Consider the following 24,752-nt stretch of genomic DNA (forward strand, 5'->3'; position numbering starts at 1 on the left):
GGCCGCTCGTTAGACTGAGCCGACCGCAGTAGTGCGGACCGAAACGGATTGAGCGAGGAGCGCACGTGGGCCTTGTCGTGCAGAAGTACGGAGGCTCCTCCGTTGCCGATGCCGAAGGCATCAAGCGCGTCGCCAAGCGGATTGTGGAAGCCAAGAAGAACGGCCACAAGGTGGTCGTGGTGGTCTCCGCAATGGGCGACACGACGGACGAGTTGATCGAACTCGCCGAGCAGGTATCTCCGATGCCTACCGGCCGGGAATTCGACATGCTGCTGACGGCCGGAGAGCGCATCTCCATGGCCCTGCTGGCCATGGCGATCAAAAACCTGGGCCACAAGGCCCAGTCGTTCACGGGCAGCCAGGCCGGCGTCATCACCGACTCCGTCCACAACAAAGCGCGGATCATCGACGTCACGCCGGGTCGCATCCGCACCGCGCTCGACGAGGGCAACATCGCCATCGTGGCCGGCTTCCAGGGCGTCAGCCAGGACAGCAAGGACATCACCACGCTGGGCCGTGGCGGGTCCGACACCACCGCCGTCGCGCTCGCGGCCGCCCTCGACGCGGAGGTCTGCGAGATCTACACCGACGTCGACGGTGTGTTCACCGCCGACCCGCGCGTGGTGAAGAAGGCGAAGAAGATCGACTGGATCTCCTTCGAGGACATGCTGGAGCTCGCCGCCTCGGGCTCCAAGGTGCTGCTCCACCGCTGTGTGGAGTACGCCCGCCGCTACAACATCCCGATCCACGTCCGCTCGTCCTTCTCCGGACTGCAGGGCACCTGGGTCAGCAACGAACCGCGAGGGGACCAGAAGGTGGAGCACGCCATCATCTCCGGAGTCGCCCACGACGTCTCCGAGGCGAAGGTCACGGTCGTCGGCGTCCCGGACAAGCCGGGCGAGGCCGCGGTGATCTTCCGCACGATCGCGGACGCCGAGATCAACATCGACATGGTCGTCCAGAACGTGTCGGCCGCCACGACCGCGCTGACGGACATCTCCTTCACGCTTCCCAAGACCGACGGCCGCAAGGCCATCGACGCCCTGGAGAAGGCGAAGGCGACGATCGGCTTCGACTCGCTGCGCTACGACGACCAGATCGCCAAGATCTCGCTCGTCGGTGCCGGCATGAAGACCAACCCCGGCGTGACCGCCTCCTTCTTCGAGGCGCTCAGCGACGCGGGCGTCAACATCGAGCTGATCTCCACCTCCGAGATCCGCATCTCCGTCGTCACCCGCGCCGACGACGTCAACGAAGCCGTGCGCGCCGTCCACACCGCCTTCGGGCTCGACTCCGACTCGGACGAGGCAGTCGTCTACGGAGGCACCGGGCGATGACCGGACGACCGACGCTCGCGGTCGTGGGAGCGACCGGAGCCGTCGGCACGGTCATGCTCCAGATCCTGTCCCAGCACGCGGACATCTGGGGCGAGATCCGACTGGTCGCCTCACCGCGCTCGGCCGGCCGCAAGCTGGCCGTGCGCGGTGAGCAGGTCGAGGTCGTGGCCCTGAGCGAGGAGGCCTTCGACGGCGTCGACGTCGCCATGTTCGACGTCCCGGACGAGGTGTCCGCCCAGTGGGCGCCCGTCGCCGCGGCCAAGGGCGCCGTGGTGGTCGACAACTCGGCCGCCTTCCGTATGGACCCGGACGTTCCGCTGGTCGTCCCCGAGGTCAATCCGCATGCCGCCCGGGTGCGCCCGCGCGGCATCGTCGCCAATCCGAACTGCACGACCCTGTCGATGATCGTCGCGGTCGGTGCGCTGCACGCGGAGTTCGGACTCGACGAGCTGATCGTCTCCTCGTACCAGGCCGTGAGCGGCGCGGGGCGGGCCGGCATCGACACCCTGCGCGAGCAGATCTCCCTCGTGGCAGGTACGGAACTGGGGACCTCGCCGGGCGACGTGCGGCGGGCCGTCGGTGAACGGACCGGGCCGTTCCCGGAGCCGGTCGCGCTGAACGTCGTGCCCTGGGCCGGGTCGCTGCGCGAGGACGGCTGGTCCTCGGAGGAGATGAAGGTCCGCGGCGAGACGCGCAAGATCCTCGGTCTGCCGGACCTGCGGATCACCGCGACCTGCGTACGCGTCCCGGTGGTCACCGCGCACTCGCTGACCGTCCATGCGCGCTTCGAGAACGAGGTCACCGTCGAGCACGCCCGCGAGATCCTCGACACCGCGCCCGGCGTCGTCCTCTTCGACAACCCGGCCGCCGGCGAGTTCCCCACCCCGGCGGACGTGGTGGGCACCGATCCCACCTGGGTCGGCCGGGTCCGCCGCTCCCTGGACGACCCCACGGCGCTCGAACTCTTCGTCTGCGGGGACAACCTGCGCAAGGGCGCGGCCCTGAACACGGCCCAGATCGCCGAGCTGGTCGCCACCGAGTTCGGCTGACCCGTCCGACGGGAGGCCCCGTCTGCCGCCCGATGGCCGTCGGATGTCCGCCCGGCGGGAGACCGCTGGCCATCCCCTGTGCGTCCGATGTCCGGACCGCCTCTCCTCTTCAGCGGAGACATTTGTAGGATCTGTGTAAGTTCTGTACGTCGACGGCTTGGTCCAGGCCACTTGTCCTGACCGGCCCCGGCGTTCGAAGATTTCCGCTCCCCGCCCCGTGCAACCGAGCACGGGGCGGGGGGCGTCTTTGCGGTCGCCTGTGGGGGGCGGCTGCACGCTATGACGAATTGGGCATAGGGGATGAGCTGGTACACATGAGGGCATGTGATACACCGTCAAAAGCGGTGACCCGCGCAAAAGCGATGCCAGCCCCGTACAACCCTGGCCGGGGGCAGCGTGTCCAACAGGCGTGGCAGAGGTACTCGACTTCACAGTGGTACAGGCGCGGGGCACGGCTCTGCGTCCGACCCGCCGTCCCCGCACGCCGGGTGCGCCCGGCGGCATGCCGGTGATCGCCCCCATGCCCGTGACGCGGCCCGCCCGCATCCCGACGCAGCGCGAGGGCGCTGAGGACTCCACGGCTGCGGGCACCACGGTCGACCACCTGACCGAGACCTACCGAGCCCACTACCGTTCGCTCCTCGGCCTCGCGGCGCTGCTCCTCGACGACACCGCGTCCTGCGAGGATGTGGTGCAGGAGGCGTTCATCCGCGTGCACTCCGCGCGCAAGCGCGTGCGGGACCCGGAGAAGACCCTCGCCTATCTGCGGCAGACGGTCGTCAACCTCTCGCGGTCAGCGCTGCGCCGCCGCATCCTCGGGCTGAAGCTGCTGTCCAAGCCGATGCCCGACATGGCCAGTGCGGAGGAGGGGGCGTACGACCAGCTGGAGCGCGATGCCCTCATCAAGGCGATGCGCGGCCTCCAGCGGCGCCAGCGCGAGGTTCTCGTGCTGCGCTACTTCGCGGACATGACCGAGGCCCAGGTCGCCGAGACCCTGGGCATATCGCTCGGCTCCGTCAAGGCGTACGGATCGCGGGGCATCGCCGCGCTGCGTGTCGCCATGGAGGCGCCGGCATGAGCGAGCACGAGCGCAATGAGCAGCACGACGAAGAACAGCACGTTGGGAACGCACCTGTGAACCACGGCCCCGACGGACTCGACGGACTCCACGGCCCCGACGGACAGGGCGGCCCCGGCGACCCGGCCGGACCGCACGGCCTCGACGGCTTGGACGGCCTGGGCGGCGACGAGTCGGCGCTGCGGCGCATGCTGCACCAGGCGGTGCAGGACCTCGAGCCCGGCAACGGCACCCTCGAACACCTGAGGCGCGCGGTGCCCGCCCGCCGCGCCCGCAAGCGGCAGGCCGTCGTCGGGATGGCCGCCGCCGCGCTCTTCTTCGGCACGGCCGTCCCGGCGCTCGTGCACGTCTCTCACTCGGGCGGCTCCTCCGACGACCGCACCTCGATGGCCGGGCAGGCCCAGGACGCCCAGGGCGGCACCACCCAGGGCAAGGGCCCGGACGGCGGCGAGAAGGGCGAACAGCAGCCCTCCAGCCGGTCCACGGCCAAGGGCAAGGACGACACGAAGGACAGGAAGGGCGGCAAGGAGAGGGGCACGGGCGGCGGCGCCACCGGCGGCCCCGACACCTCCAGCACCGGTGCTCCCAGCTCGCCGCCGTGCACGGCGGCCGACCTCGGCAACGCGACCGGGAGTGTCAACGCCCCGGACGGCGAGGGCAAGGTCTACGGCAGCTTCCGGATCACCAACGTCTCCGGGGGCAGCTGCACCATCGACGGCCCCGGAGTGGTCAACGCCAGCGCGCAGGGCGCGGCCGACCAGACGAAGGTCTCCGTCGTCGACCACACCGCGGGCGACGCCGCGACCCAGCTGCCCGACCCGTCCCAGGAGGTCAGCCAGCTCGTCCTGGCCCCGGGCAAGGCCTACGAGGTGCGGTTCGCCTGGGTGCCGTCCGAGACCTGCCCCACCGACGGGGGTGCCGGCGGCACCGACCCGACGCCCGCCCCGTCACCGTCCGAGGGCACCACGGACAGCGGCGGCAGCACCGACCAGGGCGGCACCACGACCCAGCTCGCGGAGGACGGCGCGCCCGCGGACGGCAGCGTCCTGGTCTCGCACGTCGCCGAGGGCGGCACCCCGGCGGCCAGCACGACCGTCGGCAACGCCTGTGCCGGCACGGTCTACCGGACCGGAGTGCTCCCGGCGTCCTGACCCGCACCGGCGGGATCCGCCCCGGTGACCGGGCCCGCGGACTCCGGGTCCTTCGCCGGCGCAGGGGCCGGCACCGACGCCTCCTGCGCCGTGGGCACCAGACCCAGGCGGGCGTCGCGGGCGTACTCCGCCTCACGGCGCAGCAGCCGGAACCACATGAAGACCACGAAGCCCGCGAAGACGAACCACTCGCCCGTGTAGCCGAGGTTCTGGAACGCCTTCAGATCGAGTCCGCTGTTCTGCGGCGCCACCGCGGGCACCGCCGTCATCCCGGCGTCGGCGCGGTCGAGCGTGATCCATGCGTCGTACACGTCGTACGGCACCAGGTTCACCAGCGACGCCGCGCTGATCATCCCGACCTGGCCGCGCGGCAGACCGCCGCTCGCGGTCACGCCGTTCGAACCGGGTGTCTCGGAGGCCTGGAGCGCTCCCGTGACGGTGACCTCGCCGGCCGGCGGCGCCGGGATCCGGGCCGTGGCGGGCGTGCCGGGGACCCAGCCGCGTACCACGGGAAGGGCCCTGCCGCCGTCGGTGCGCAGCAGCGCCAGGACGTAGGAGCCCGTCCTGCCGTTCAGCTTGCGGCTCGGGACCAGCAGCTGCCTGCCGTAGCGGCCGGTCACCGACGCGCGCTCGCCGGAGGTGTCCTGGGTGACCGGGAGCAGTGACGTCAGCGGCCTGGGCGCCGCCTTCCTCGCCTCGGCCGACTGCGTGGCTGCGGTCCGGTGCTCGTGCACCCGGTCCTCGAACCGGCCCAGTTGCCATGACCCCATGAACAGGCAGAACGGGATCGCCAGCAGCACGAAGACGTTGATCCCCCACCAGCGGGGGGTCAGCAGGAACCGGTACACACCCCCCACGGTACGGGCCCCCGCGGGGAGTCCGGCCGCAGGGGGGCCACCCGGGCCGTCGGGCGCCCCTCTGTCGTGCCCCGCCGGGAGCGTGACGCGTCCGCCGGCCGCGGGCTCCCGTGGCGCGGCCGCTCCCTCTCGCCGGGGGCGGTGCTCAGTTCCCCAGGTGGCGCCGGGCGAAGGCGATCTCCATACGGACCTGCTTGATGCGCTCCTCGACGACCAGGGAGCCGTGGCCCGCGTCGTACTTGTAGACCTGGTGCGGGGCCGAACGCTCCCGCAGGCGGGCGATGTAGTTGTCGACCTGGCGGATCGGGCAGCGGGGGTCGTTGACGCCCGCGGAGATGTAGACGGGTGCCGTGACCGCGTCGACATAGGTCAGCGGGGACGAGGCCGCATAGCGCTCGGGGACCTCCTCCGGGGTGCCGCCCAGCAGGGTGCGGTCCATGGCCTTCAGGGCCTCCATCTCGTCGTGGTAGGCCGTCACGTAGTCCGCGACCGGGACCACGGCGATGCCCGCGGCCCAGGCGTCCGGCTGGGTGCCGAGGCCGAGCAGGGTCAGATAGCCGCCCCAGGAGCCGCCGGTGAGGATCAGCCGCCCGGGGTCGGCGAGCCCGGAGGCGACCGCCCACTCCCGTACCGCCGCGATGTCCTCCAGCTCGATCAGACCGACCCGGTGCTTGAGCGCGTCCGTCCATTCACGGCCGTACCCCGTCGAGCCGCGGTAGTTGACCCGGACCACCGCGTACCCGTGGTCCACCCAGGCCGCCGGGCCCGCCGCGAAGGCGTCGCTGTCGTGGCAGGTCGGGCCGCCGTGGATGTCGAACACGGTCGGCAGCGGGCCCGTGGCTCCCGCGGGCCTCTGCACGAGGGCGTGGACGCGCCCGCCCGGGCCCTCCACCCACACGTCCTCCACCGGAACGGACGACGGGGCCCGCATGCCCGGGGGGTCGAGGACGACGACGCCGGCCGTCGAACGGACCACCGGCGGCTGCGCCGCCGACGACCACAGGTACTCGACACTGCCGTCGGGGCGGGCCGTCGCACCCGACACCGACCCGGGCGGGGTGTCGATCCGGGTCAGCGCACGGGTCGCGAGGTCCAACCGGAAGAGCTCGCTGCGCGCCTCGAAGCTGTGCGCGACGAGCAGGGCCGAGCCGTCGGGGTACCACTCCGCGGACACGTCGCCGGGGAGGTCGAGCGCCAGGTCGGTCTCCGCGCCGGTCGCGACGTCCCAGACCATTGGCTCCCAGCGCCCGCGCCGCTGATGCCCCACCAGCAGCCGTGCGTCCCCGTCGACCGGTGCGAAGCCGAGCACCTCCAGGCCCAGCTCGACCGTGCCGCCCTTGCTGTCGTCGAGTTCCGCGACCGCCGATCCGTCGGGACGGACGACCCGGAGCGCCGAGTGCATCGCGTCCCCGTGCTCGGTGTGCTCGACCGCGATCAGCGATCCGTCGTGCGAGAGGTCGCCGACCCCGGCCGACTCCCGGTGCCGGTAGATCTCCACCGGTGCCTCACCGGTCCGTACGACGTGGATCGTCGAACCCTCGTCGTCGGTGGAGCGGCCGATCACCGCCGTGCGCCCGTCCCGGCCGATGGCCAGGCCCGCGGGGTAGGAGGGGGCCAGGCCGGGCGCCGCCTCCTCGTCGGGGCCGCCGGAGCCGCCGGCGAACGGCTGGCGCCGCCACACCCCGAACTCGTCGCCGTCCTTGTCGTCGAACCACCAGATCCAGGCGCCGTCCGGGGAGAGCAGGCCGTCGGTCGTGCCGTTCGCCCGGTCCGTCGCCTGGCGCTGCTCGCCCGTCGCACGGTCCCAGGTGTACAGCTCGTACGTGCCCGTCGCGTTGGACACGAACAGCGAGCGGTCCGGCGCGTCCTCCGCCCAGTCCGGCAGCGACACACGCGGTGCCCGAAAGCGCTTCTCCCAGTCCGGCATGGCCTCAGCGTCACTCATGCCTCTATGTAACCCGATCGGAAGGGGCTCGCTTCCGCCCCGGTTCCACAGGTGAGGTGCGGCTCCGCGGGAGCCGGGCCGCGCCGTCCTGTCCCGCCAGGTCCCCGGGGTGGGGGGAAGCGTGCTATCCGGCGAATTCCGCGTGCTTTCCGTTTGAACAATAGTGTCGTGTCGGTATGGAGTCGGCAGAAGGGAAATTCCTCTGCTCTCCATACGCCGCAGCGCGCCGCCACGGCGCTTTTCGAGGCGTTGATTAGCAGATTATTCACGGGCCGCTCAGGCGATATATGTGCCGCTTTCAGCCCCTTTTATTCGTGTTATCCAGGTTGCAGCTGTCATATGCGGTTTCCTGGCTGCACCTCATTCCTCGGCATTTTCGTCATGGAAGGCATGGTGGGTTTTGGTGCGTGGGGCTGTTAAGACCGGTGGCACGTCGTCGCTGGTTCTCGGGGCAGTGAGCCTCGGTCTTACCTGGGGCCTGTGCGGTCCTGTTTCGGCGGTGCACGCTCAGTCTGTGCAGGGCCAGGTGGCCGGCACGAAGGCAGGGCAGGCCGCTCTGAAGGAGCTGCGCGCGGCGGTCTCGGGGACCGTCAACGCGGCGGGCGGTGTGAACATCCGTCAGTCGCCGACGACGGCCTCGTCGTCGCTCGGCTCGTTCCCGAACGGCGCGACCGTCAGCATCCTGTGCTACGAGCTGGGCGAGAACGTTGACGGCAACCAGCACTGGTACAAGCTGGCGAGCGGGCCCGGCTACGTCAGCGCCCGCTACGTCGACGCGATCGGCGTTCCGGCCTGCTCGGTCACCGGGCCGATCGGTGCGACGGGTCCGACCGGTCCGTTCGGCCCCACGGGGCCGAAGGGCGACACGGGCGCCACGGGTCCCGCCGGTCTGAATGGCCTGAACGGTGCCACGGGCCCGACCGGTCCGAAGGGCAACACGGGTCCTGCGGGTCTGAACGGTCTCAACGGTCTGAACGGTGCCACGGGTGCGACCGGTCCCGCCGGTCTGAACGGTCTCAACGGCGCCACGGGTGCGACGGGTCCTGTCGGTGGGAACGGTGCGACCGGCCCGACGGGTCCTGCGGGTCTGAACGGTTTGAACGGTCTGAACGGTGCGACCGGTGCCACGGGTCCTGCGGGTCTGAACGGTCTGAACGGTGCGACCGGTTCGACGGGTCCCATCGGCGCGACCGGCGCGACCGGCCCCGCGGGTCTGAACGGTCTGAACGGTGCGACCGGCGCGACCGGCCCTGCGGGTCTGAACGGCCTCAACGGCGCGACCGGTGCCACGGGTCCGGCCGGCCTGAACGGTGTGACCGGTCCGACGGGTCCCGCCGGTCTGAACGGTACCAACGGCACCAACGGCACCAACGGCACCAACGGCACCAACGGTGCGACCGGTCCGACGGGTCCCGCCGGTCTGAACGGCCTCAACGGCACCAACGGCACCAACGGTGCTACGGGTCCGACGGGTCCTGCGGGCACCAACGGCCTCAACGGTGCGACCGGTGCGACGGGTCCTGCCGGCGTCAACGGCACGAACGGCACCAACGGTGTGACGGGTCCGACGGGTCCGGCCGGTGTCAACGGCACCAACGGCACGAACGGCACGAACGGCCTCAACGGAGCTGACGGTGCGACGGGCCCGACGGGTCCTGCGGGCACCAACGGCCTCAACGGTGTGACGGGTCCGACGGGTCCGGCCGGTGTCAACGGCACGAACGGCACGAACGGCCTCAACGGTGCTGACGGTGCCACGGGTCCGACGGGCCCTGCCGGCGTCAACGGCACGAACGGAACCAACGGAACCAACGGCACCAACGGTGCGACCGGTCCGACGGGTCCGGCCGGCAGCACGAGCACGACCTTCCAGGCCAACACGCAGGTCCTCGCCCCCGGCGCCGTGGGTGTGGCGGTCGGCGGCGGTACCTGCCCCGCCGGCCAGGTGGCTGTGGCCGGCGGCTGGCAGCAGACGACGGGTACGGGCATGGTCTCGGCCTCGTCCGACTTCCCGAGCGGTGCCACCTGGGTCGTCGTCCTCAGCAACCCCGGCCTCGACCCGGCCACCGTCACCGTCACGACGGTGTGCCAGCCGTCCGCCTGACGCCGGACACTCTGCAACTCAACAACCGTGCCGCCCGCCTTCCCGCGGGCGGCACGGCCGCTTTCCACCGCCCTTCCCGGGCGGCGCGTACGGTTCGACACCGCCCTCGCGCTCCCCGGGGTCCGGCGCCCCCACCCGTCCACACGAGAGCGACCGCCCGGTGAAGCCGACCATCTGCCTGTGCATGATCGTGAAGAACGAGTCACGCGTCATCGAGCGGTGCCTCGCATCCGTACGTGACCTCGTCGACCACTGGGTCATCTCCGACACGGGGTCGACCGACGGCACCCAGGACCTGGTCCGCACCGCTCTCGACGGGATCCCGGGGAAGCTCCACGAGGAGCCCTGGACGGACTTCGGCCACAACCGGACGCTCACCCTCGCGCACGCTCGCGGGACGTCCGACTACCTTCTGCTCATCGACGCCGACATGGTGGTCCGCAGAGAAGGCCCGCTCCCTGCGCTGACCGCCGACTCCTATCTGCTGCGGCACGTCGGCGACGCCGAGTGCTGGGTGGGACGGCTGGTCAGGTCGGGGATCGCCTGGCGCTACGAGGGAGCCACCCACGCGTATCTGACGACGGACGTCCCCACCACCCGGGCCCGCCTGGGGGCCCTGGCCATCGAACAGATCGACGACGGCCGCTCGCGAACGGACAAACTCACCCGGGACGCACGTCTGCTCACCGCGGAGCTCGAGCGCGATCCGCACCGCAGCCGTGCGGTCTACCACCTCGCCCGGACCATGCACGCCCTCGGCGACTCCCGGAGGGCGGTCGAACTGTACGAGCGCCGGGCCGCGATGGGCGGATGGCCCGAGGAGATCTACTGCTCACTGCTCCAGGCAGGAGTACTGAGGGCGGCCGACGACGACTGGCCCGGCGCCATGGACGCCTTCCTGCGCGCCTGGGAGGCCAGACCCCAGCGCCTCGAAGCCTGCTACGAACTGACCGCCCGGCTGCGCCGGATGGGCCGGCACCATGCGGCGCACGCGATCCTCAGCGCGGTCGTGGACCGCGCCGCGCCCGACGACCTCCTGTACGTACAGCCGTGGGTCTACCGCTGGGGACTGCTCCACGAGTACTCCGTCACCTCGTACTGGACCGGCTCCCCGGACGCGTCCCTGGCGGCGTGCGAACGCCTGCTGACCCTCCAGGACCTTCCCGACGCGTACCGTTCGCGGACCCTCGCCCATCGCGCGTTCGTCCTCCAGCGCACGGGCAGGGCCTCGCGCACCGTGTGCGAGCCGCGCGTCGGATGACCCCGGACAGGCCGAAGGGGCCGGCCCGTGATGCGGTGGCCGGCCCCTTCGAGGCTGGTTCAGCCGTTGTTGGTGCCGTTGCCGGAGAGCACCGGGATGTTGTCGAGGACGTGCGACAGCGGCTCGTCGCCCTTGGCCTGGGTGGAGTTCTCGGTGCACTGCTGGGTCTGCGGCGAGGACAGGACGTTGAGGTCCTGGGCGGTGATCGGCACGACGCCGACGAGCGAGCCGGCGTTGACCTTGCCGGGCAGGCCGACGCAGGGCTTGTTCAGCGAGCCCTGGACCAGCGCGAACTGCGGGCTCATGTCACCGGTCGTCGCGGAGTTCCCGTACGACTGCATGGCGCCGTTGCCGCTCTGCGCCGAGGTGCCCGTGTCGTCGCCGATCGCCAGGGCCTGGGGGGCGGCCATCGCCGAGACTCCGGCGACGGAGGCGGCCACGGCGGCGGCGGCCCACAGCTTCTTCATGTTCTTTCCCTTTCGAAAGCGGGCTCCGGGGACGGAGCTGCATGATGATCAACTGTGCTTTCCGCCCGGCGGTTGCGCGAGTTGACCCGATCGATGGATTCGCCTTGCCCGCATTGCCGTGACGCGCCCCCGTACGCCCTGCGGGTGAGAAGGGAGAACGGCGACGCCGAACGGCGGTGCCTGCCGTTTCACCGGCGGTCGGCCGAGGAACGAATGCGCCGGCACGGAACCATCGACGGCGAGGCGACATGGCGGAATTCAGAGGCGGCTGGAAAAGGCAGAGCTACATTCCCGGGAGCAGAAGAGCGCCGGATGCCATGGCGCCCGATCCTCTCTATACGGCGCTCCTGCAGGCCTGGCGCCGACAGGGCCGGACGCTGCCCGGCAGACCCGATCCCGAATGGGAGGCGATCGTCACGCGCAACTGCTGGCCGAGGTGAGCGCCGGCGGCGACGGCCGCAGTGCGGGCCGGGGGCGACGGACCCGTCCGTGCACGACGGGCCACGGCCGACGGGCACGACCACACAGGGGCCGCCGTGCACGCGCGCCGGACGGACCACGGGCCGCCGTGCGTGCACGGCGGCCCGTCGACCGGGGAGATCCCGCCCCGTCGGGGGTGGTTCAGCTGTTGTTGGTGCCGTTGCCGGAGAGCACCGGGATGTCGTCCAGGATGTGCGACAGGGCCTCGTCGCCCTTGGCCTGGGTGGAGTTCTCGGTGCACTGCTGGGTCTGCGGCGAGGACAGGACGTTGAGGTCCTGGGCGGTGATCGGCACGACGCCGACGAGCGAGCCGGCGTTGACCTTGCCGGGCAGGCCGACGCAGGGCTTGTTCAGGGAGCCCTGGACCAGCGCGAACTGCGGGCTCATGGCGCCCTGGGTCGCCGAGTTGCCGTACGACTGCGTGGAGTTGTTGCCGCTGGTGGCGGACGTACCGGTGTCGTCACCGAGGGCCAGCGCCTGCGGCGCGGAAGCGGCGGCCGCTCCGACGAAGGACGCGGTGAGGGCGGCCGCGGCCATAACCTTCTTGATCACGAGTCTTTCCCTTTCTGGAGAAGCCCGGTCCTGTTGGCACACAGGCCAGGCCGGAGCGTCATGCCCAACTCGGCCCGATCCGGATGGTTGCACCTCTTCACCCTGATGGCTGACCGGGAGCGAGCCTGTTGTGGAGGGCTTTTCCGCGGGTGGACGGTCACCCCGCGGCACGGATTCCGGGAACGCGGTCCGAGAGCCGTGCAAAAAGGATGATCGGACAGCGTGGGTGTTCCGGGTGCGCCGCGCGGAGCGACCGGGTGAATCAGCGAAACCGATGTGCGCGCGGCGAGTTGAGTATCAAGCCGGTACCTGAGTGTCGGTCTCAGTACTCGCGTGTCCGTCCCATCGGAATAAGGAACACGGAAAATGCTCAAGAAGGTTGTGGCCGCGGCCGCCCTCACCGCGTCCGTCGCCGGAGTCTCGGCGATGACCGCCCCCCAGGCCCTGGCGATCGGCGACGACACGGGTACGTCCGCCTCCAGTGGCCTGAACGCCCAGCAGTCGTACGGCAACTCCGCGACGACCGGCGCCATGAGCCCGCAGTTCGCGCTGGTCCAGGGCTCGCTGAACAAGCCCTGCGTCGGCCTGCCCGGCAAGGTCAACGCCGGCTCGCTCGTCGGTGTCGTGCCCGTCAGCGTGCAGGACGTCAACGTCCTGTCCTCGCCGCAGAGTCAGCAGTGCGTCGAGAACTCCACCCAGGCCAAGGGCGACGAGCCGCTGTCGCATGTCCTGGACGACATCCCGGTGCTCTCCGGCAACGGAACCGGCAACAGCTGATCAACGATCTTTGTCCGCCGGGCCTTTGGTCACTCGCTATTCGGGTGAATATGCGGGAAAGAGGCCCGGGTCGCGGTTCCTATGTGCGTTTTTGGTCGTTTACATGCTGCAGGTCATGGTGCGAGCCCTGAATGCGTGCTCGCTCGGTTGCTTCCGACACATCGCCATGACCGCAGAGAAGGGAAACCCCGTGAAGCACAAGAAGACCGCGATTGTCGCCGCAGGCCTGTTCCTGGCCCTCGGTGCCGCAGCCCCGGCCATTGCCGACTCCGGTGCCAGCGGCAGCGCCACCAACTCCCCCGGTGTGCTGTCCGGCAATGTCATCCAGGTGCCGATCCACGTTCCGGTCAACGCCTGCGGCAACGGCCTGAACGTGATCGCGCTGCTGAACCCGGTGTCCGGCAACGCCTGCACCAACGGCTGACATAGCAGGCCGGCTCGGCTCCTATGTCACGCCGCGGCCATCCGGGTCGCGGCACCCGCTGGCCTTGGACCCATCGTGAACGGATCCAAGGCCGGCGCTTCTCTCTGCGAGCAGGAAGACCACTACATTGCGTAAGGCTCTCAGCAAGGGAGTGCTCACGGCCGCGGCTGTGACGAGCATTCTGTCCCTTCCCGGTTCGTATGCGTTCGCCGCTTCGGACGCGGACGGGAGTGCGTCCGACTCGCCCGGTGTTCTCTCGGGCAACACCGTGCAGGCGCCGGTCGATGTTCCGGTGAACGTGTGCGGCAACTCCGTCGACGTGGTCGGGGCGCTCAACCCCGCGTTCGGCAACTCGTGCTCCAACGGGTCGCAGACCGCCACCGGCACCTCGGCCACCGGCTCGACGGCCGTCGGTTCGACCCAGAACTCGCCCGGCGTCGGATCGGGCAACACCGTGCAGGCGCCGGTCGATGTTCCGGTGAACGCGTGCGGCAACTCCGTCGACGTGGTCGGGGCGCTCAACCCCGTCTTCGGCAACGGATGCGCCAACGACGCGCCCGTGGCAACGACGCAGCAGGCGCCGTCGCAGCCGTCGCAGCCGTCGGGGCCGACCCAGCCGTCGCAGCCGTCGCAGCCCACGCAGCCGTCGCAGCCGTCGGGGCCGACCCAGCCCACGCAGCCGTCGCAGCCGTCGCAGCCGTCGCAGCCGACCCAGCCGTCGCAGCCGTCGCAGCCGACGGTGCCCGCGACGGGGACGACCCTGCCCGCTCCGGTCACTCCCCCCGCGCAGAACGCTGTGACTCCTGCGGTCGACGTCGGCGGGTCCGCCGTGTCCTCCTCGGTGTCCCGGGAGCAGACGCCCGCCGATGCCACGCTCGCGGCGACCGGAACCGACCAGGACCTGGCCGCTGCTGCGGCCGCCAGTGCCGGTCTGCTCGTCGCCGGCGGTCTTCTGTACCGCCGCGGCAGGGTCGCGTCCCGCCGCTAGCCCGACCCGGCCACCGATGGCCGCCCCCGGGGCCCGGTGCGGCCGTCGAGCCGCCCGGGAACCCGGTGAACGACGCGGAAACGTATCCCCGTCGTTCCGCCCGACCGTGTCGCGTCACGGGAAAAGGGTGAGGAAATCACCCTTTTGGACCCGGAACCTGCACGCATGGCGGCCGTTGAGCCATGAGTCGGGCATTCAGCCCCGCTGTTGCATCACTTCCTCAAGGAGTATCTCTCCATGTCGCGTTCCGCGAAGGCCCTTGTTCTGTCCACCCTCGCCGCCGCAGCCGTGGCGGGCACCACCGGCATCGCCGCCGCCGACAGCGGTGCCTCGGGTTCGGCGACCGACTCCCCGGGTGTGGTCTCGGGCAACGTCGTCCAGGTGCCGGTCCACGTCCCGGTCAACGTCTGCGGCAACACCGTCGACGTCGTCGGTCTGCTGAACCCGGCGTTCGGCAACACCTGCGCCAACGGCTGACACACCAGCAGTTCTCTCGCGCCCGGCCGCGGCCTCCCCACAGGAGGACGCGGCCGGGCCCTTTTGCGCATGCCCTCTTCGTTCGGGTGGGAGGCCGGGAAAATGCCCGGGCGGGGGTTTCTGCGGCACAGAGGGCTCGTTACCCAGAAGGAAGCAAGATCGCGGGCGTACGGGTCTGCACGGTGAGGATTCCCTCCGGCGACGCCCGGCGCCGAAGAAAGGATCACGATGAAGTCCCTGAAGGCCGCAGCCGCCGTTGTCGGGTCGATGGTCGTCGTCGGGGGTGCCGCACCCGCCTTCGCGTCAGGCATGCCCACGAGCCTCAACGGGGCCCTGGAGACGCTCGGCAGCCAGCGGACGCTCGACGTGCAGCCGCTGCACACGGACGCCATCGACACCGAGAAGCAGGGCTCCGTCGTGCACTCCCTGAGGGAGGCGACTGACGGCCTCGGCGCGGGCGGCAGCACCCCCGCACGCCTCCTGGGCGGTCTCCCGCTCGCGCACGGGTCCTAGGCCGTGTCCGCAAAGTCCCGCCTGGCTCGCGACGCCTGGCACGGCTCCCCCACTGCCTGAAGGGCGTGGGAGGTACCCCCAGCCGCGTTGTCGGGATCACCCGTGTACACCCAGCACGCGGGCGACCCTCCGCCTTGCGATGCTCCCCCACAGCCTGAACGGCGTGGGAGGTGCCCCCAGCACCGGACGCCGCGAGCCCTGCCCTCCGGGCAGACGGCGCTACTGTGCGGACACGACCTAGTGCGTCCGCCGGTGTGTTCGCACCTCTCCCACTCCTTCGTGTGATCGGGCTCCGCGGCTCGTCCGGACGGGTGACGAGGACGGCCGGGGCGGGGTGTGTTGTCGCTACCGTGCCGGGGTGACTTCTTCCCCCACTGCAACACCCCCCGTCCAGCCGGACGACCTGGGCACCCTCGCCGTGCTGGCGTGGAGCGGCGCACACCCGGACGAGCAGGGCGACATGCCCTTCCTGCTGGCCTACTCCCTCGGCGACGGGAAGGGCGGCCCCGCCGCGTCGGCGGAGGCAGTCGCGGCCCTGCTCCGCAGCTCCGGTCTGCCGATCGGGGGACCCGTGGTGGACGGCACCGAGCAGCCGGGGCTGCCCTTCGGGCTGCTCGTGGAGGCGGGGCAGGCCGTGGTCACCATGGCGCGGTTCAAGGCCCAGTGCGCCGTACCGCCCGAGTGGCTGGTCGCGGTGCGGCAGCGCGGTCACGCCTGTCTCGTCTTCACCACGCGTCCCTGGCCCGAGGCGCAACCGGGCTCCCCGGTCCCGGAGGAGAGCCTCGCCGCGTTCGCCGGGTCCGAGGAGACCCTGACAGCGGCGGCGCACGTGCTGCTGCCCGCTCGCAGCCTGCGCGGATAGGGCCTTCCGTGCACGACGCCGCATCCGGGCGTGCGGCCGTCCGACGCGCGCTCGGCACGGGCCGGGCGTTCGCGGTGCTGCTGATCGTCACGGGGGCGGCCGGACTGCTGGCCTCCTGGGTGATCACGCTCGACAAGTTCAAGCTGCTGGAGAACCCGGGCTTCGTCCCGGGATGCAGCCTGAATCCGGTCGTGGCGTGCGGCAGTGTCATGAAGAGCCCCCAGGCGTCGGCGTTCGGATTCCCGAACCCGATGCTGGGGCTCGTCTGCTACGCCGTCGTCGTCTGCGTCGGCACCGGCCTGCTGGCGGGCGCGCGGTTCCCCCGCTGGTACTGGCTGACCTTCACCGCGGGCACGCTCTTCGGTGTCGCCTTCTGCACCTGGCTGCAGTTCCAGTCGCTGTACCGCATCAACGCACTCTGTCTGTGGTGCGTCCTCGCGTGGATCGCCACGATCGTCATGTTCTGGTACGTGACGTCGCTCGTCGTACGCGAGCAACTGCTGCCCGCCCCGGCCTGGTTGCGCGGGTTCTTCGACGACTTCACCTGGCTGGTGCCGCTGCTGCACCTCGGGGTCATCGGCATGCTGATCCTGACCCGGTGGTGGGACTTCTGGACGGGCTGACGTCGGCCGTGCCGGCCGCGCTCAGGTCGTGACGAGCGTGACCTCGGTGGCCTTGACGCTGGTGAAGACGGCGACGCCGTCGCGCAGGCCGAGGTCCCCCGCCGCCTGCGGGGTGATCTCGGCGACCAGGTCGGGCGCCTGGTCCGAGGTGATCAGCACGCGCAACCGGCTGCCCACCGAGGTCAGTTCGCGTACCGTGCCGGGCCATACGTTGCGGGGGCTGCCCTCGGGCTTGTCACGGTGCACGGACACCGCCTCGGGCGGGATGATCGCCAGCGCCGGCACGGAGGGCCTGACCGGCTCGGCGGCCACGATCCGTGACCCGTCGGGGAGTTCGAGGCCGTCGGCGGTCGCGGTGCCGGACCAGGCGTTGCGCCCGAGCATCCGGGCCACCCACGGGGAACGCGGGTGCCGGGTGAGTTCGGGGGGCGGCGCGTCCTGGAGGGCACGGCCGTCCTCCAGCACCAGCACCCGGTCGGCCAGCGACACCGCCTCCACCGGGTCGTGCGTGACGATCAGGCAGACTCCGCCGAAGCCGTCGAGATGGGTCCGCAGTGTGTGGCGCACATGGGCGCGGGTCGTCTGGTCGAGCGCGGCGAGCGGCTCGTCGAGGAGCAGCAGCCGCGGCCGCGCGGCCAGCGCCCGGGCCAGCGCGACCCGCCCGGCCTGTCCACCGGACAGCTGGGCCGGCCTGCGGTGGGCGAGGTGCCCGACCCCGAGCCGGTCCAGCCACAGCTGCGCGGCCCGGCGGGCTTCGGCCCGCGGCACACCGCTCATCCGCAGCCCGTACGCGGTGTTGGCGAGCGCGCTCAGATGCGGGAACAGCGCCCCGTCCTGCGGGACCCAGGCGACCCCGCGGCGGTGCGGCGGCAGCGCGGTCACATCGTCGTCCCCGAGCCGGAGTTCGGCGTGGGCCCGGTCGGTCAGTCCGAGCAACGCCCGGAGCAGGGTGGTCTTGCCGGCGCCGTTGGGGCCCACGACCGCGATGGTGGTGCCGGGCGCGGCCTCGAGCGTGAGGCGGGTGTGGCCGGTGACGCGGGTGTGCAGCGGCCACTCGGAGGTGCGGGTGTCGTCGCCGGCCCACGCGGCGGGGAGCGGCTCCTTGTCCGGCCGAGGGCGACCGGCCGGCTCCGTCGCGGGGGCGTCGACGGGCGCGGCTCCCGGTGAGGGTGCGTCCGTGAGCTCGTCCGCCATCCGGCCGGCCGCCGCCACGGGCGCCGCGCCGCGCCACCGTCCGCGCAGCATGACCAGCACCGCCATGGCGATCGCCAGCAGCAGCAGCGAGACGGACGTGGCCGCCTCGGGGTTGTCCTGGAGCAGCAGGTACACCTGGAGCGGCAGCGTCTGCGTCGTCCCGGGAAGGTTGCCCGCGAAGGTGATGGTGGCCCCGAACTCGCCCAGTGCGCGCGCCCAGGTGAGCGCGGCCCCCGCGGCGAGGCCCGGCGCGACCATCGGCAGCGTGACGGTGAAGAACACACGCAGCGGCGAGGCGCCCAGGGAGGCCGCGGTCTCCTCGTACCGGAGGCTCAGCCCGGCGAGCGTCCCCTCGAGGCTGATCACGAGGAAGGGCATCGACACGAAGGTGGCGGCGACCACCGCGCCGGACGTGTGGAACGGCAGCGTCACGCCGAACCAGTCCTCCAGCCACGGCCCGATCAGCCCGCGCCGCCCGAGGCCGAGCAGCAGCGCGACACCGCCGACCGTCGGCGGCAGCACCATCGGCAGCAGCACCAGGGACCGTACGAACGCCTTGCCCGGGAAGGGGACCCGGGCCAGCAGCCAGGCCAGCGGCACCCCGAGCACCAGGGAGAGGCCGAGCGCCCAGAAGGACACGAGCAGCGACAGCCTGAGGGCGGTGACCGAGTCCGGAGCGGTGAGATGGGTGCCGAGCTCGCCCCAGGACGTACGGGCGAGGACGCCGATGAGGGGCAGCAGCAGAAACGCGACCGCGAACAGCGCGGGCACCGCGAGGCCGAGGGGCGTGCGGGCGCGGGAGCGTTTCATGGGGTGTCCCTCATCGGCGGCCGTGGACGCTTACGGCTTCTGGAAGCCCGCGTCCTGAAGGATCTTCTGCGCCTCGGGGCTGGACAGCCACTTCACGAAGTCGGCTGCGGCCGCGGCGTGCTTGGACGACTTGAGGGCCGCCGCCGGGTAGGAGGCGACGGCGTTCTGCTTGTCGGGGATGGTGATGGCGTCGACCTTGGTGGGCGCGGTCTGCGCGTCGGTCTTGTAGACCAGGCCGGCGTCGGCCTCGCCGAGCTCGACCTTGCTGAGGACGGCGCGCACGTTGGGCTCCTGCGAGACCGGCTTCACCGTGATCTTCTGGGCGTCGAGGATCTGCTTGCTGTAGCGGCCGACGGGCACCTCGGGCGCCGCGAGGACGACCTTCAGCTTGGTGTCGGAGAGGTCCTTGAGGTTCTCGACCTTCTTCGGGTTGCCCTTGCCGGTGGCGATGACCAGACGGTTCTTGGCGATGACGGCCGGTGCGCCGGTGTCGGACTTCAGCCCGTCCATGGTCTTGGTGTCGGCGGTGACCAGCGCGTCGGCGGGGGCGCCGTTCTTGACCTGCGCGGCCAGCTCCTGCGAGCCCGCGAAGGAGAAGGTGATCTTCGTGCCCGGGTGCGCCTTCTCGTACGCGTCGGCCTCGGTCTTGAAGACGTCGGTGAGCGAGGAGGCGGCGAGGACCGTCAGGTCGACCTTCTCGGCCTGCGGGGACCCGCTGCCCTTCTTGCCGCCGTCGTCCTTCTTGTCGTTGCCGCCGCAGGCGGCGAGCGGGACGAGGAGGGCGGCGGTGACGACCGCGGCGGCGGCGCGGCGGCGCACGGTGAGCGGCCGGGCGAGGCGGCGGTCGTGCGACGGCTGGGCGGGGCTTCTGTCCGACGAGGACATGCGGGACACGGTGGAACTCCTTGGTGTGGCGGGCCGGTTGAAACCGCCCGAGCGGAAGGGACGAGCCGCGCCGGGGACGGGCGACGCCGCTGGTCCAAGAAGAAGGCTGTGCCGGAGAAGAGCGGTGCGGTACGTGTGCGCTGCGCGAGGACAGGGTCAGCTGCGGTCGATGTGCACGTTGGTGGACTTCACGCGGGCGGTGGCCTGCATGCCGACTTCCAGGCCGAGTTCCTCGACGGCCTCGCGGGTGAGCAGGGAGACCAGCCGGTGCGGCCCGGCCTGGATCTCCACCTGGGCGGCGACGTCGCCGAGCTTGACGGCGGTGACGATGCCCGGGAAGGCGTTGCGGGCGGAGGTGTACGACTCGTCCTCCTCGCCCACGCCGCCCTGCGCGACCTCGATGGCGAATGCGGCGAGGTCCCGGCCGTCGATCAGACGCCGTCCACTCTCGTCGCGCAGGGTCGCCACCCGGCCCGCGTCGGCCCAGCGTCGCGCGGTGTCGGGACTGACGCCCAGCAGACGCGCGGCCTGGCCGATTGTGTAGGACTGCATGGGCCTCAAGCTATGGGCTCAAACCTCTTATTTGCAAGTGATCGGGTCATTCTCCATGGCAGATGCGACCCCTGTAAGAGGAACGTACAAACGTTCGGGGATGTCCGTGCCGGTGTGTGCGACGGGCCCGGGGAGGTGTCCTGCTGGTCGGGCCGCGATCGGGGTGCTCGGCAGGACGCCCGCTAGCGGTGACTCAGCCGGATCTGGGTGATCTTGCTGATGTACCGGGCGCCGCAGCGGTCCGAGGGGACGACGAGCTGGCTGCCCGTGGCGTCGAGCCCCTCGCCGTCGAGCTCGGTGGCGAGCAGGATCGGTGCGTCGCCGAAGTCCTCGTCGATCTCCGCCCAGGACAGCACGGTGTGGTGCCCGTCCTCGCCGTTGATCTCCAGCAGGAAGCGGGAGCGGTCCTTGCGGCGGCGCGGGTCGAAGGCGGGACCGGCCGTGGTGACGACGTCCCGCAGCAGCGGGCCGGCGAAGGTGTGGTGCCGGGGGCCGCTGGTCGCGCAGTCGAACACCACGTCGGCCGCGTGCCGCGGCCACTCCGCGCGCAGGTCGGCCACGCTCAACAGGGCCGGCCGCTCCACCTCGCCGGTGACGAGCAGCGAGGTGCCGGTCTGTGCAGTGGAACGCGGTGGCTCGACGAGTCGGCTCATCCCAATCCCTCCGGTCCGGATGCCGCGGTCATCCCCTCATGAATGCCCGGCGGGAAGACAGCGGAACCAGAAATGAGAGGGGAAACGGCACATTCGTCTGGCTGATATGAGACAGCAGCGCCATATGGGCTGGCAAGTGCCCGATCTCGCCAATCCTCCGGCCCGTGCGCCGTCGGGGTGCCCGGCCCGGAGCGCGCCGGGGTGCCCGGCCCGGAGCGCGCCCGGCGACGGGCGCCTGCTCGGCAGCGGGTGCGGCCCCCGTCGGCACGGAACGCACCAGTGCCCGGGTCGGGTGATGGATGATTAAACAAGAGGTCTAGTGGGTGCTTCGGCTTGCATTTACGATTCTTTATCCCGTCTCAGCCTGGTGAATGTGAGATCCCATGTACGTCGAAGCTCTTCTAATACCCGCCGAGGCGCGCGCCGCCTACGGATCGGGTGTGCTCGGGCCGCTGCTCGACGACGGCAACGTCTCCTCGCGGATGCTGCGCGAGACCCTGGAGTCCTTCCTCGCGCACAACGGCTCCTGGGCGCGTACCGCCGAGGCGCTGCATCTGCACGTCAACACGGTCCACTACCGCATCCAGCGCATCGAGACCCTGACCGGCCGGGACCTCTCGCGGCTCGACGACCGTCTCGACCTGCGGGCGGCCCTGCTCTGCAGCTGACACCCGCCGGCCCCGCCCCGTGCTTACGCCCGTCCGCCCCGGCTCTGCGGCCGGTCCACGTACACGTGCGTCGACTTCACCCGGGCGGTCGCCGTGACGCCCACGGTCAGCCCCAGTTCGTCGACTGCCTCGCGCGAGACGAGGGACACCACGCGGTGCGGCCCGGCCTGGAGTTCCACCTGGGCGACGACGTCGTCGCAGGTCACCGCGGTCACGATGCCCGTGAAGGAGTTCCGCACCGAGGTGGCGGACGGCTCGGCGGCCGTCTCCGCGTCGGCCGCCCGGTCCTTCGCGAACGCGGCCAGGCTCACCCCGTCGATGACGCGGTTGCCCGACCCGTCCCGGTCCATCCGGAGCCGGCCGCTGTCGGCCCAGCGGCGCACTGTCTCGGAGCTCACGCCGAGGAGGCGCGCGGTCTGGCCAATGGTGTAGTTCGGCACTCCTGCACTGTAGGCGTGCGAGGGTGACGCCATGACACTGAGCATCCGCAACCGCATCCCCGGAACCGTCACCTCCGTCACCCCGGGCGAGGTCATGGCCACGGTGAAGGTCGGCCTCGCGGGCGGGCGCGAGATCACCGCCGCCGTCACGCTGGAGGCCGTCGAGGACCTGAAGCTGACCGCGGGCTCCCGGGTCCGGGCGCTGATCAAGTCGACCGAGGTCTCCCTCGCCACCGGCCCGGTCGACGGCATCAGCATCCGCAACCAGATCCCCGGCACCGTGGCCTCGGTCGCCACCGGCGGCGCCATGGCGACCGTGAAGGTGTCCGTGGCGGGCGCCGAACTGACCGCCGCCATCACCAAGGACGCCGTTGCGGACCTGGGCCTCGCCGACGGCACCACGGTCGTCGCCCTGATCAAGTCGACGGAGGTCGCACTCGAAGCCGAGTGACCGACCCGACCGCGGCCGCCGCCGGAGCACCCGCCGCCACCGCCATCACCGGTGCTGCCGGCGTCGTGCCCCGGAACGTCCCGTCGCCGGCGGCGGTTCGCCCCGGCGGACCGACCCGGGAGCCCGCGCGGCCGGGCGGTCGGCCCGCGCCGACGAGGTCAGCTGCCACGGCACGCTGGTCACCATCACACCGGGCATGAACAGCAGCCGGGTCTTGAGCCACAGCGCCGACTGGTTGTGCAGCAGGTTCTCCCACCAGCGCCCCACCACGTACTCGGGGATGAAGACCGCGACGACGTCCCGCGGGCTCTCGCGCCGGATGGAGCGCACGTACTCCACGACCGGCCGGGTCACCTCCCGGTAGGGCGAGTCGAGGACCTTCAGCGGCACCTCGATGCCGTACCGCTCCCAGTCCCGTTGCAGCGCGGCGGCCTCGTCGCGGTCCACCGACACGGTCAGCGCCTCCAGCTGGTCGGAGTGCATCGCGCGTGCGTAGGCGAGCGCCCGCAGCGTGGGCTTGTGGACCTTCGAGACGAGGACGATCGCGATCACCCGGGACGGGGCGACGAGTTCGCCGTGCGGGTCGGTGACCGCGAGCTCGGCGGCCGTGGAGTCGTAGTGGCGGCGGATGGACCGCATGCTCAGCCACAGCACCGCCGCCGCGAGCACCGCGAGCCAGGCGCCCTCCAGGAACTTGGTGGCGAGCACGATCACCAGCACCAGACCGGTCACGACGGAGCCCACCGCGTTGATCGCCCGGGCGGCGTGGTGGCGACGGCGCACCGCCCGGTCCGGCTCGGTGCGCAGCGCGCGGTTCCAGTGCCGCACCATGCCGGCCTGCGACAGTGTGAAGGAGGTGAACACGCCCAGGATGTACAGGTGGATCAGGCTGGTGACGTTCGCCCGGAAGCCCCACAGCAGCAGCCCGGCGACCACCGCCAGCGCCAGGATGCCGTTGGAGAAGGCGAGCCGGTCGCCGCGCGAGTGCAGCTGGCGCGGCAGATAGCGGTGCTGGGCGAGGATCGAGGCGAGCAGCGGGAAGCCGTTGAAGGCCGTGTTCGCGGCGAGGATCAGCACCAGTGCGGTGACCGCCTGGATGAAGTAGAAGCCGAAGGTGTGCTCGCCCCCGAAGACGGCCGCCGCCAGCTGGGCGATGACGGTGCGCTGCGTGTAGCCGCCGCAGTCCGGCAGACCCACGAGCCGGCAGGAGCCGTCGGTGATGTGCACATCGGAGATCAGCGCCAGGGCCGTCACGCCGCTGAACATGGCCACCGCCAGGGTGCCCATCGTGAGCAGGGTCGTGGCCGCGTTCTTCGCCTTCGGCTTGCGGAAGGCCGGTACGCCGTTGGAGATCGCCTCCACACCGGTCAGCGCCGTGCACCCGGAGGAGAAGGCCCGCAGGACGAGCATCAGCAGCGCGAAGCCCGCGAGGCCGGTGTACCCGGGTGCGGGCGCGATGCCGTAGCGGGCGGTCTCGGCGACCGGTGGATCGCCCGCCATCCAGCGGATCAGACCCGTGACGACCATGATCAGTACGCCGCCGACGAACAGGTACGTCGGCGTCGCGAACGCCCGCCCCGACTCGCGCACCCCGCGCAGGTTCATGGCGGTGAGCACCGCGACGAACCCGATCGCCATCGCCACCCGGTGGCCGGCCGTCGACGGCAGCGCCGAGATGATGTTGTCGACCCCCGACGCGACCGACACGGCGACCGTCATGACGTAGTCGACGAGCAGCGAGGCGGCGACCACGAGTCCGGCGGACGCGCCGAGGTTCGTGGACGCCACCTGGTACGAGCCGCCGCCGCTCGGATAGGCGTGCACCACCTGCCGGTAGGACAGCACCACCACCGTCATCAGCGCCACGACGGCCGCGGCCACCCACGGTGCGAAGTGCAGATACGTCAGCCCGCCCAGCGTCAGGACCAGCAGGATCTCCTGGGTCGCGTACGCGACGGAGGAGAGCGGGTCCGACGCGAAGATCGGCAGCGCGATCCGCTTCGGCAGCAGCGTCTCGTGCAGTTCTTCGCTGCGCTTGGCCCGGCCGATCACCAGGCGTTTGAGCAGGCCGGTCAGGTGGGGCACGCCGCGAGCGTAAGCCGAGCCATGCGACTGTTCAGCGGATTCGGGGCGCGTCCGGTGCGTCGTGCGCCG

Annotated in this window: 24 protein-coding genes and 1 pseudogene; 15 read left to right on the forward strand and 10 right to left on the reverse strand. The window is 71.3% G+C overall.

From position 1 onward, the window contains the following. Positions 1–65 precede the first annotated feature (65 nt). From ACWCP6_RS09745 to ACWCP6_RS09760, 4 genes are all read left to right on the forward strand, one after another. Positions 66–1,337 (forward strand): aspartate kinase, encoded by a 1,272-nt coding sequence (locus tag ACWCP6_RS09745; RefSeq protein ID WP_450931831.1) that lies wholly within the window; start codon positions 66–68, stop codon positions 1,335–1,337. Continuing rightward, positions 1,334–2,386 (forward strand): aspartate-semialdehyde dehydrogenase, encoded by a 1,053-nt coding sequence (locus ACWCP6_RS09750; RefSeq protein ID WP_450931832.1) that lies wholly within the window; start codon positions 1,334–1,336, stop codon positions 2,384–2,386. The genes ACWCP6_RS09745 and ACWCP6_RS09750 overlap by 4 nt, the downstream gene beginning before the upstream one ends. Before the next feature lie 409 nt (positions 2,387–2,795). Further along, positions 2,796–3,464, forward strand: a complete 669-nt coding sequence (locus tag ACWCP6_RS09755; RefSeq protein WP_450931833.1) for a SigE family RNA polymerase sigma factor — start codon at positions 2,796–2,798, stop codon at positions 3,462–3,464. Further along, positions 3,461–4,615, forward strand: a complete 1,155-nt coding sequence (locus ACWCP6_RS09760; protein ID WP_450931834.1) for a hypothetical protein — start codon at positions 3,461–3,463, stop codon at positions 4,613–4,615. The genes ACWCP6_RS09755 and ACWCP6_RS09760 overlap by 4 nt, the downstream gene beginning before the upstream one ends. Here ACWCP6_RS09760 and ACWCP6_RS09765 read toward each other — a convergent pair. After that, positions 4,585–5,463: an SURF1 family protein gene (locus tag ACWCP6_RS09765; protein WP_450931835.1), complete on the reverse strand. Its 879-nt coding sequence runs from the start codon at positions 5,461–5,463 to the stop codon at positions 4,585–4,587. The genes ACWCP6_RS09760 and ACWCP6_RS09765 overlap by 31 nt on opposite strands. A gap of 154 nt (positions 5,464–5,617) precedes the next feature. Next, entirely contained in the window at positions 5,618–7,417 is a 1,800-nt protein-coding gene (locus ACWCP6_RS09770) for a S9 family peptidase (RefSeq protein WP_450931836.1), read from the reverse strand. Positions 7,418–7,916: 499 nt separating this feature from the next. Here ACWCP6_RS09770 and ACWCP6_RS09775 point away from each other — a divergent pair, with 499 nt between their 5' ends. Together ACWCP6_RS09775 and ACWCP6_RS09780 are read left to right on the forward strand one after the other, a co-directional pair. Continuing rightward, positions 7,917–9,521 carry an SH3 domain-containing protein gene (locus tag ACWCP6_RS09775; protein WP_450931837.1) on the forward strand — a complete coding sequence of 535 codons (1,605 nt, stop codon included), beginning with the start codon at positions 7,917–7,919 and terminating at the stop codon, positions 9,519–9,521. A gap of 184 nt (positions 9,522–9,705) precedes the next feature. Further along, entirely contained in the window at positions 9,706–10,782 is a 1,077-nt protein-coding gene (locus ACWCP6_RS09780) for a glycosyltransferase (protein WP_450931838.1), read from the forward strand. Between the two features lie 59 nt (positions 10,783–10,841). On the opposite strand, the gene ACWCP6_RS09785 is transcribed toward ACWCP6_RS09780, so the two are convergent. Together ACWCP6_RS09785 and ACWCP6_RS09790 are read right to left on the reverse strand one after the other, a co-directional pair. Beyond that, positions 10,842–11,249, reverse strand: coding sequence for a rodlin (locus ACWCP6_RS09785; protein WP_450931839.1), 408 nt, complete (start codon positions 11,247–11,249; stop codon positions 10,842–10,844). A 621-nt stretch (positions 11,250–11,870) separates the two neighbouring features. Beyond that, complete coding sequence (locus ACWCP6_RS09790) at positions 11,871–12,281, reverse strand: rodlin (RefSeq protein ID WP_450931840.1); 411 nt, start codon at positions 12,279–12,281, stop codon at positions 11,871–11,873. A 366-nt stretch (positions 12,282–12,647) separates the two neighbouring features. Between ACWCP6_RS09790 and ACWCP6_RS09795 the strand changes: the two genes are divergently transcribed. The 7 genes from ACWCP6_RS09795 to ACWCP6_RS09825 all read left to right on the forward strand — a co-directional run bounded on the left by ACWCP6_RS09795 (position 12,648) and on the right by ACWCP6_RS09825 (position 16,945). Continuing rightward, entirely contained in the window at positions 12,648–13,058 is a 411-nt protein-coding gene (locus ACWCP6_RS09795; RefSeq protein WP_450931841.1) for a rodlin, read from the forward strand. 166 nt (positions 13,059–13,224) lie between these two features. Continuing rightward, a complete protein-coding gene (locus ACWCP6_RS09800; RefSeq protein ID WP_450931947.1) occupies positions 13,225–13,482 on the forward strand; it encodes a chaplin in 258 nt (85 codons plus the stop codon). Between the two features lie 169 nt (positions 13,483–13,651). Then, positions 13,652–14,470, forward strand: coding sequence for a chaplin family protein (locus ACWCP6_RS09805; RefSeq protein WP_450931842.1), 819 nt, complete (start codon positions 13,652–13,654; stop codon positions 14,468–14,470). A 237-nt stretch (positions 14,471–14,707) separates the two neighbouring features. Further along, on the forward strand, positions 14,708–14,947 hold the full coding sequence (locus ACWCP6_RS09810; protein ID WP_450931843.1) for a chaplin: 240 nt from the start codon (positions 14,708–14,710) through the stop codon (positions 14,945–14,947). 228 nt (positions 14,948–15,175) lie between these two features. Continuing rightward, complete coding sequence (locus ACWCP6_RS09815) at positions 15,176–15,460, forward strand: hypothetical protein (protein ID WP_450931844.1); 285 nt, start codon at positions 15,176–15,178, stop codon at positions 15,458–15,460. Positions 15,461–15,818: 358 nt separating this feature from the next. Next, a complete protein-coding gene (locus tag ACWCP6_RS09820) occupies positions 15,819–16,322 on the forward strand; it encodes a DUF5949 family protein (RefSeq protein ID WP_450931845.1) in 504 nt (167 codons plus the stop codon). Positions 16,323–16,330: 8 nt separating this feature from the next. Beyond that, positions 16,331–16,945, forward strand: coding sequence for a vitamin K epoxide reductase family protein (locus tag ACWCP6_RS09825; protein WP_450931846.1), 615 nt, complete (start codon positions 16,331–16,333; stop codon positions 16,943–16,945). Between the two features lie 21 nt (positions 16,946–16,966). Here the strand turns inward: ACWCP6_RS09825 and ACWCP6_RS09830 are convergent, their stop codons facing one another. From ACWCP6_RS09830 to ACWCP6_RS09845, 4 genes are all read right to left on the reverse strand, one after another. Further along, positions 16,967–18,949 (reverse strand): ABC transporter permease, encoded by a 1,983-nt coding sequence (locus ACWCP6_RS09830; protein WP_450931847.1) that lies wholly within the window; start codon positions 18,947–18,949, stop codon positions 16,967–16,969. Between the two features lie 30 nt (positions 18,950–18,979). After that, entirely contained in the window at positions 18,980–19,834 is an 855-nt protein-coding gene (gene modA, locus ACWCP6_RS09835; protein ID WP_450931948.1) for a molybdate ABC transporter substrate-binding protein, read from the reverse strand. 156 nt (positions 19,835–19,990) lie between these two features. Then, on the reverse strand, positions 19,991–20,386 hold the full coding sequence (locus ACWCP6_RS09840; RefSeq protein WP_450931848.1) for a TOBE domain-containing protein: 396 nt from the start codon (positions 20,384–20,386) through the stop codon (positions 19,991–19,993). A gap of 182 nt (positions 20,387–20,568) precedes the next feature. Beyond that, positions 20,569–21,039: a molybdopterin-dependent oxidoreductase gene (locus ACWCP6_RS09845; RefSeq protein ID WP_450931849.1), complete on the reverse strand. Its 471-nt coding sequence runs from the start codon at positions 21,037–21,039 to the stop codon at positions 20,569–20,571. Positions 21,040–21,443: 404 nt separating this feature from the next. Here ACWCP6_RS09845 and ACWCP6_RS09850 point away from each other — a divergent pair. Then, a pseudogene (locus ACWCP6_RS09850) lies at positions 21,444–21,707 on the forward strand (PucR family transcriptional regulator); the annotation flags it as partial. Between the two features lie 23 nt (positions 21,708–21,730). Here the strand turns inward: ACWCP6_RS09850 and ACWCP6_RS09855 are convergent. Then, positions 21,731–22,147 (reverse strand): TOBE domain-containing protein, encoded by a 417-nt coding sequence (locus ACWCP6_RS09855; RefSeq protein WP_450931850.1) that lies wholly within the window; start codon positions 22,145–22,147, stop codon positions 21,731–21,733. Positions 22,148–22,178: 31 nt separating this feature from the next. On the opposite strand from ACWCP6_RS09855, the gene ACWCP6_RS09860 reads away from it, so the two are divergent. Beyond that, positions 22,179–22,598, forward strand: a complete 420-nt coding sequence (locus ACWCP6_RS09860) for a TOBE domain-containing protein (protein ID WP_450931851.1) — start codon at positions 22,179–22,181, stop codon at positions 22,596–22,598. A 45-nt stretch (positions 22,599–22,643) separates the two neighbouring features. On the opposite strand, the gene ACWCP6_RS09865 is transcribed toward ACWCP6_RS09860, so the two are convergent. Beyond that, positions 22,644–24,683, reverse strand: a complete 2,040-nt coding sequence (locus ACWCP6_RS09865) for an APC family permease (RefSeq protein WP_450931852.1) — start codon at positions 24,681–24,683, stop codon at positions 22,644–22,646. Positions 24,684–24,752: the final 69 nt, after the last annotated feature.

It is taken from the genome of Streptomyces sp. NPDC002004 (assembly GCF_053593975.1).

What these genes read in the sequence shown, in the direction of transcription:
- ACWCP6_RS09750 (WP_450931832.1), top strand. Translation starts at nt 1,334, where the DNA reads ATGACCGGACGACCGACGCTCGCGGTCGTGGGAGCGACCGGAGCCGTC.
- ACWCP6_RS09760 (WP_450931834.1), top strand. Translation starts at nt 3,461, where the DNA reads ATGAGCGAGCACGAGCGCAATGAGCAGCACGACGAAGAACAGCACGTT.
- ACWCP6_RS09770 (WP_450931836.1), bottom strand. Translation starts at nt 7,417, where the DNA reads ATGAGTGACGCTGAGGCCATGCCGGACTGGGAGAAGCGCTTTCGGGCA.
- ACWCP6_RS09780 (WP_450931838.1), top strand. Translation starts at nt 9,706, where the DNA reads ATGATCGTGAAGAACGAGTCACGCGTCATCGAGCGGTGCCTCGCATCC.
- ACWCP6_RS09785 (WP_450931839.1), bottom strand. Translation starts at nt 11,249, where the DNA reads ATGAAGAAGCTGTGGGCCGCCGCCGCCGTGGCCGCCTCCGTCGCCGGA.
- ACWCP6_RS09795 (WP_450931841.1), top strand. Translation starts at nt 12,648, where the DNA reads ATGCTCAAGAAGGTTGTGGCCGCGGCCGCCCTCACCGCGTCCGTCGCC.
- ACWCP6_RS09800 (WP_450931947.1), top strand. Translation starts at nt 13,225, where the DNA reads ATGACCGCAGAGAAGGGAAACCCCGTGAAGCACAAGAAGACCGCGATT.
- ACWCP6_RS09810 (WP_450931843.1), top strand. Translation starts at nt 14,708, where the DNA reads ATGTCGCGTTCCGCGAAGGCCCTTGTTCTGTCCACCCTCGCCGCCGCA.
- ACWCP6_RS09815 (WP_450931844.1), top strand. Translation starts at nt 15,176, where the DNA reads ATGAAGTCCCTGAAGGCCGCAGCCGCCGTTGTCGGGTCGATGGTCGTC.
- ACWCP6_RS09830 (WP_450931847.1), bottom strand. Translation starts at nt 18,949, where the DNA reads ATGAAACGCTCCCGCGCCCGCACGCCCCTCGGCCTCGCGGTGCCCGCG.
- modA (WP_450931948.1), bottom strand. Translation starts at nt 19,834, where the DNA reads ATGTCCTCGTCGGACAGAAGCCCCGCCCAGCCGTCGCACGACCGCCGC.
- ACWCP6_RS09840 (WP_450931848.1), bottom strand. Translation starts at nt 20,386, where the DNA reads ATGCAGTCCTACACAATCGGCCAGGCCGCGCGTCTGCTGGGCGTCAGT.
- ACWCP6_RS09845 (WP_450931849.1), bottom strand. Translation starts at nt 21,039, where the DNA reads ATGAGCCGACTCGTCGAGCCACCGCGTTCCACTGCACAGACCGGCACC.
- ACWCP6_RS09860 (WP_450931851.1), top strand. Translation starts at nt 22,179, where the DNA reads ATGACACTGAGCATCCGCAACCGCATCCCCGGAACCGTCACCTCCGTC.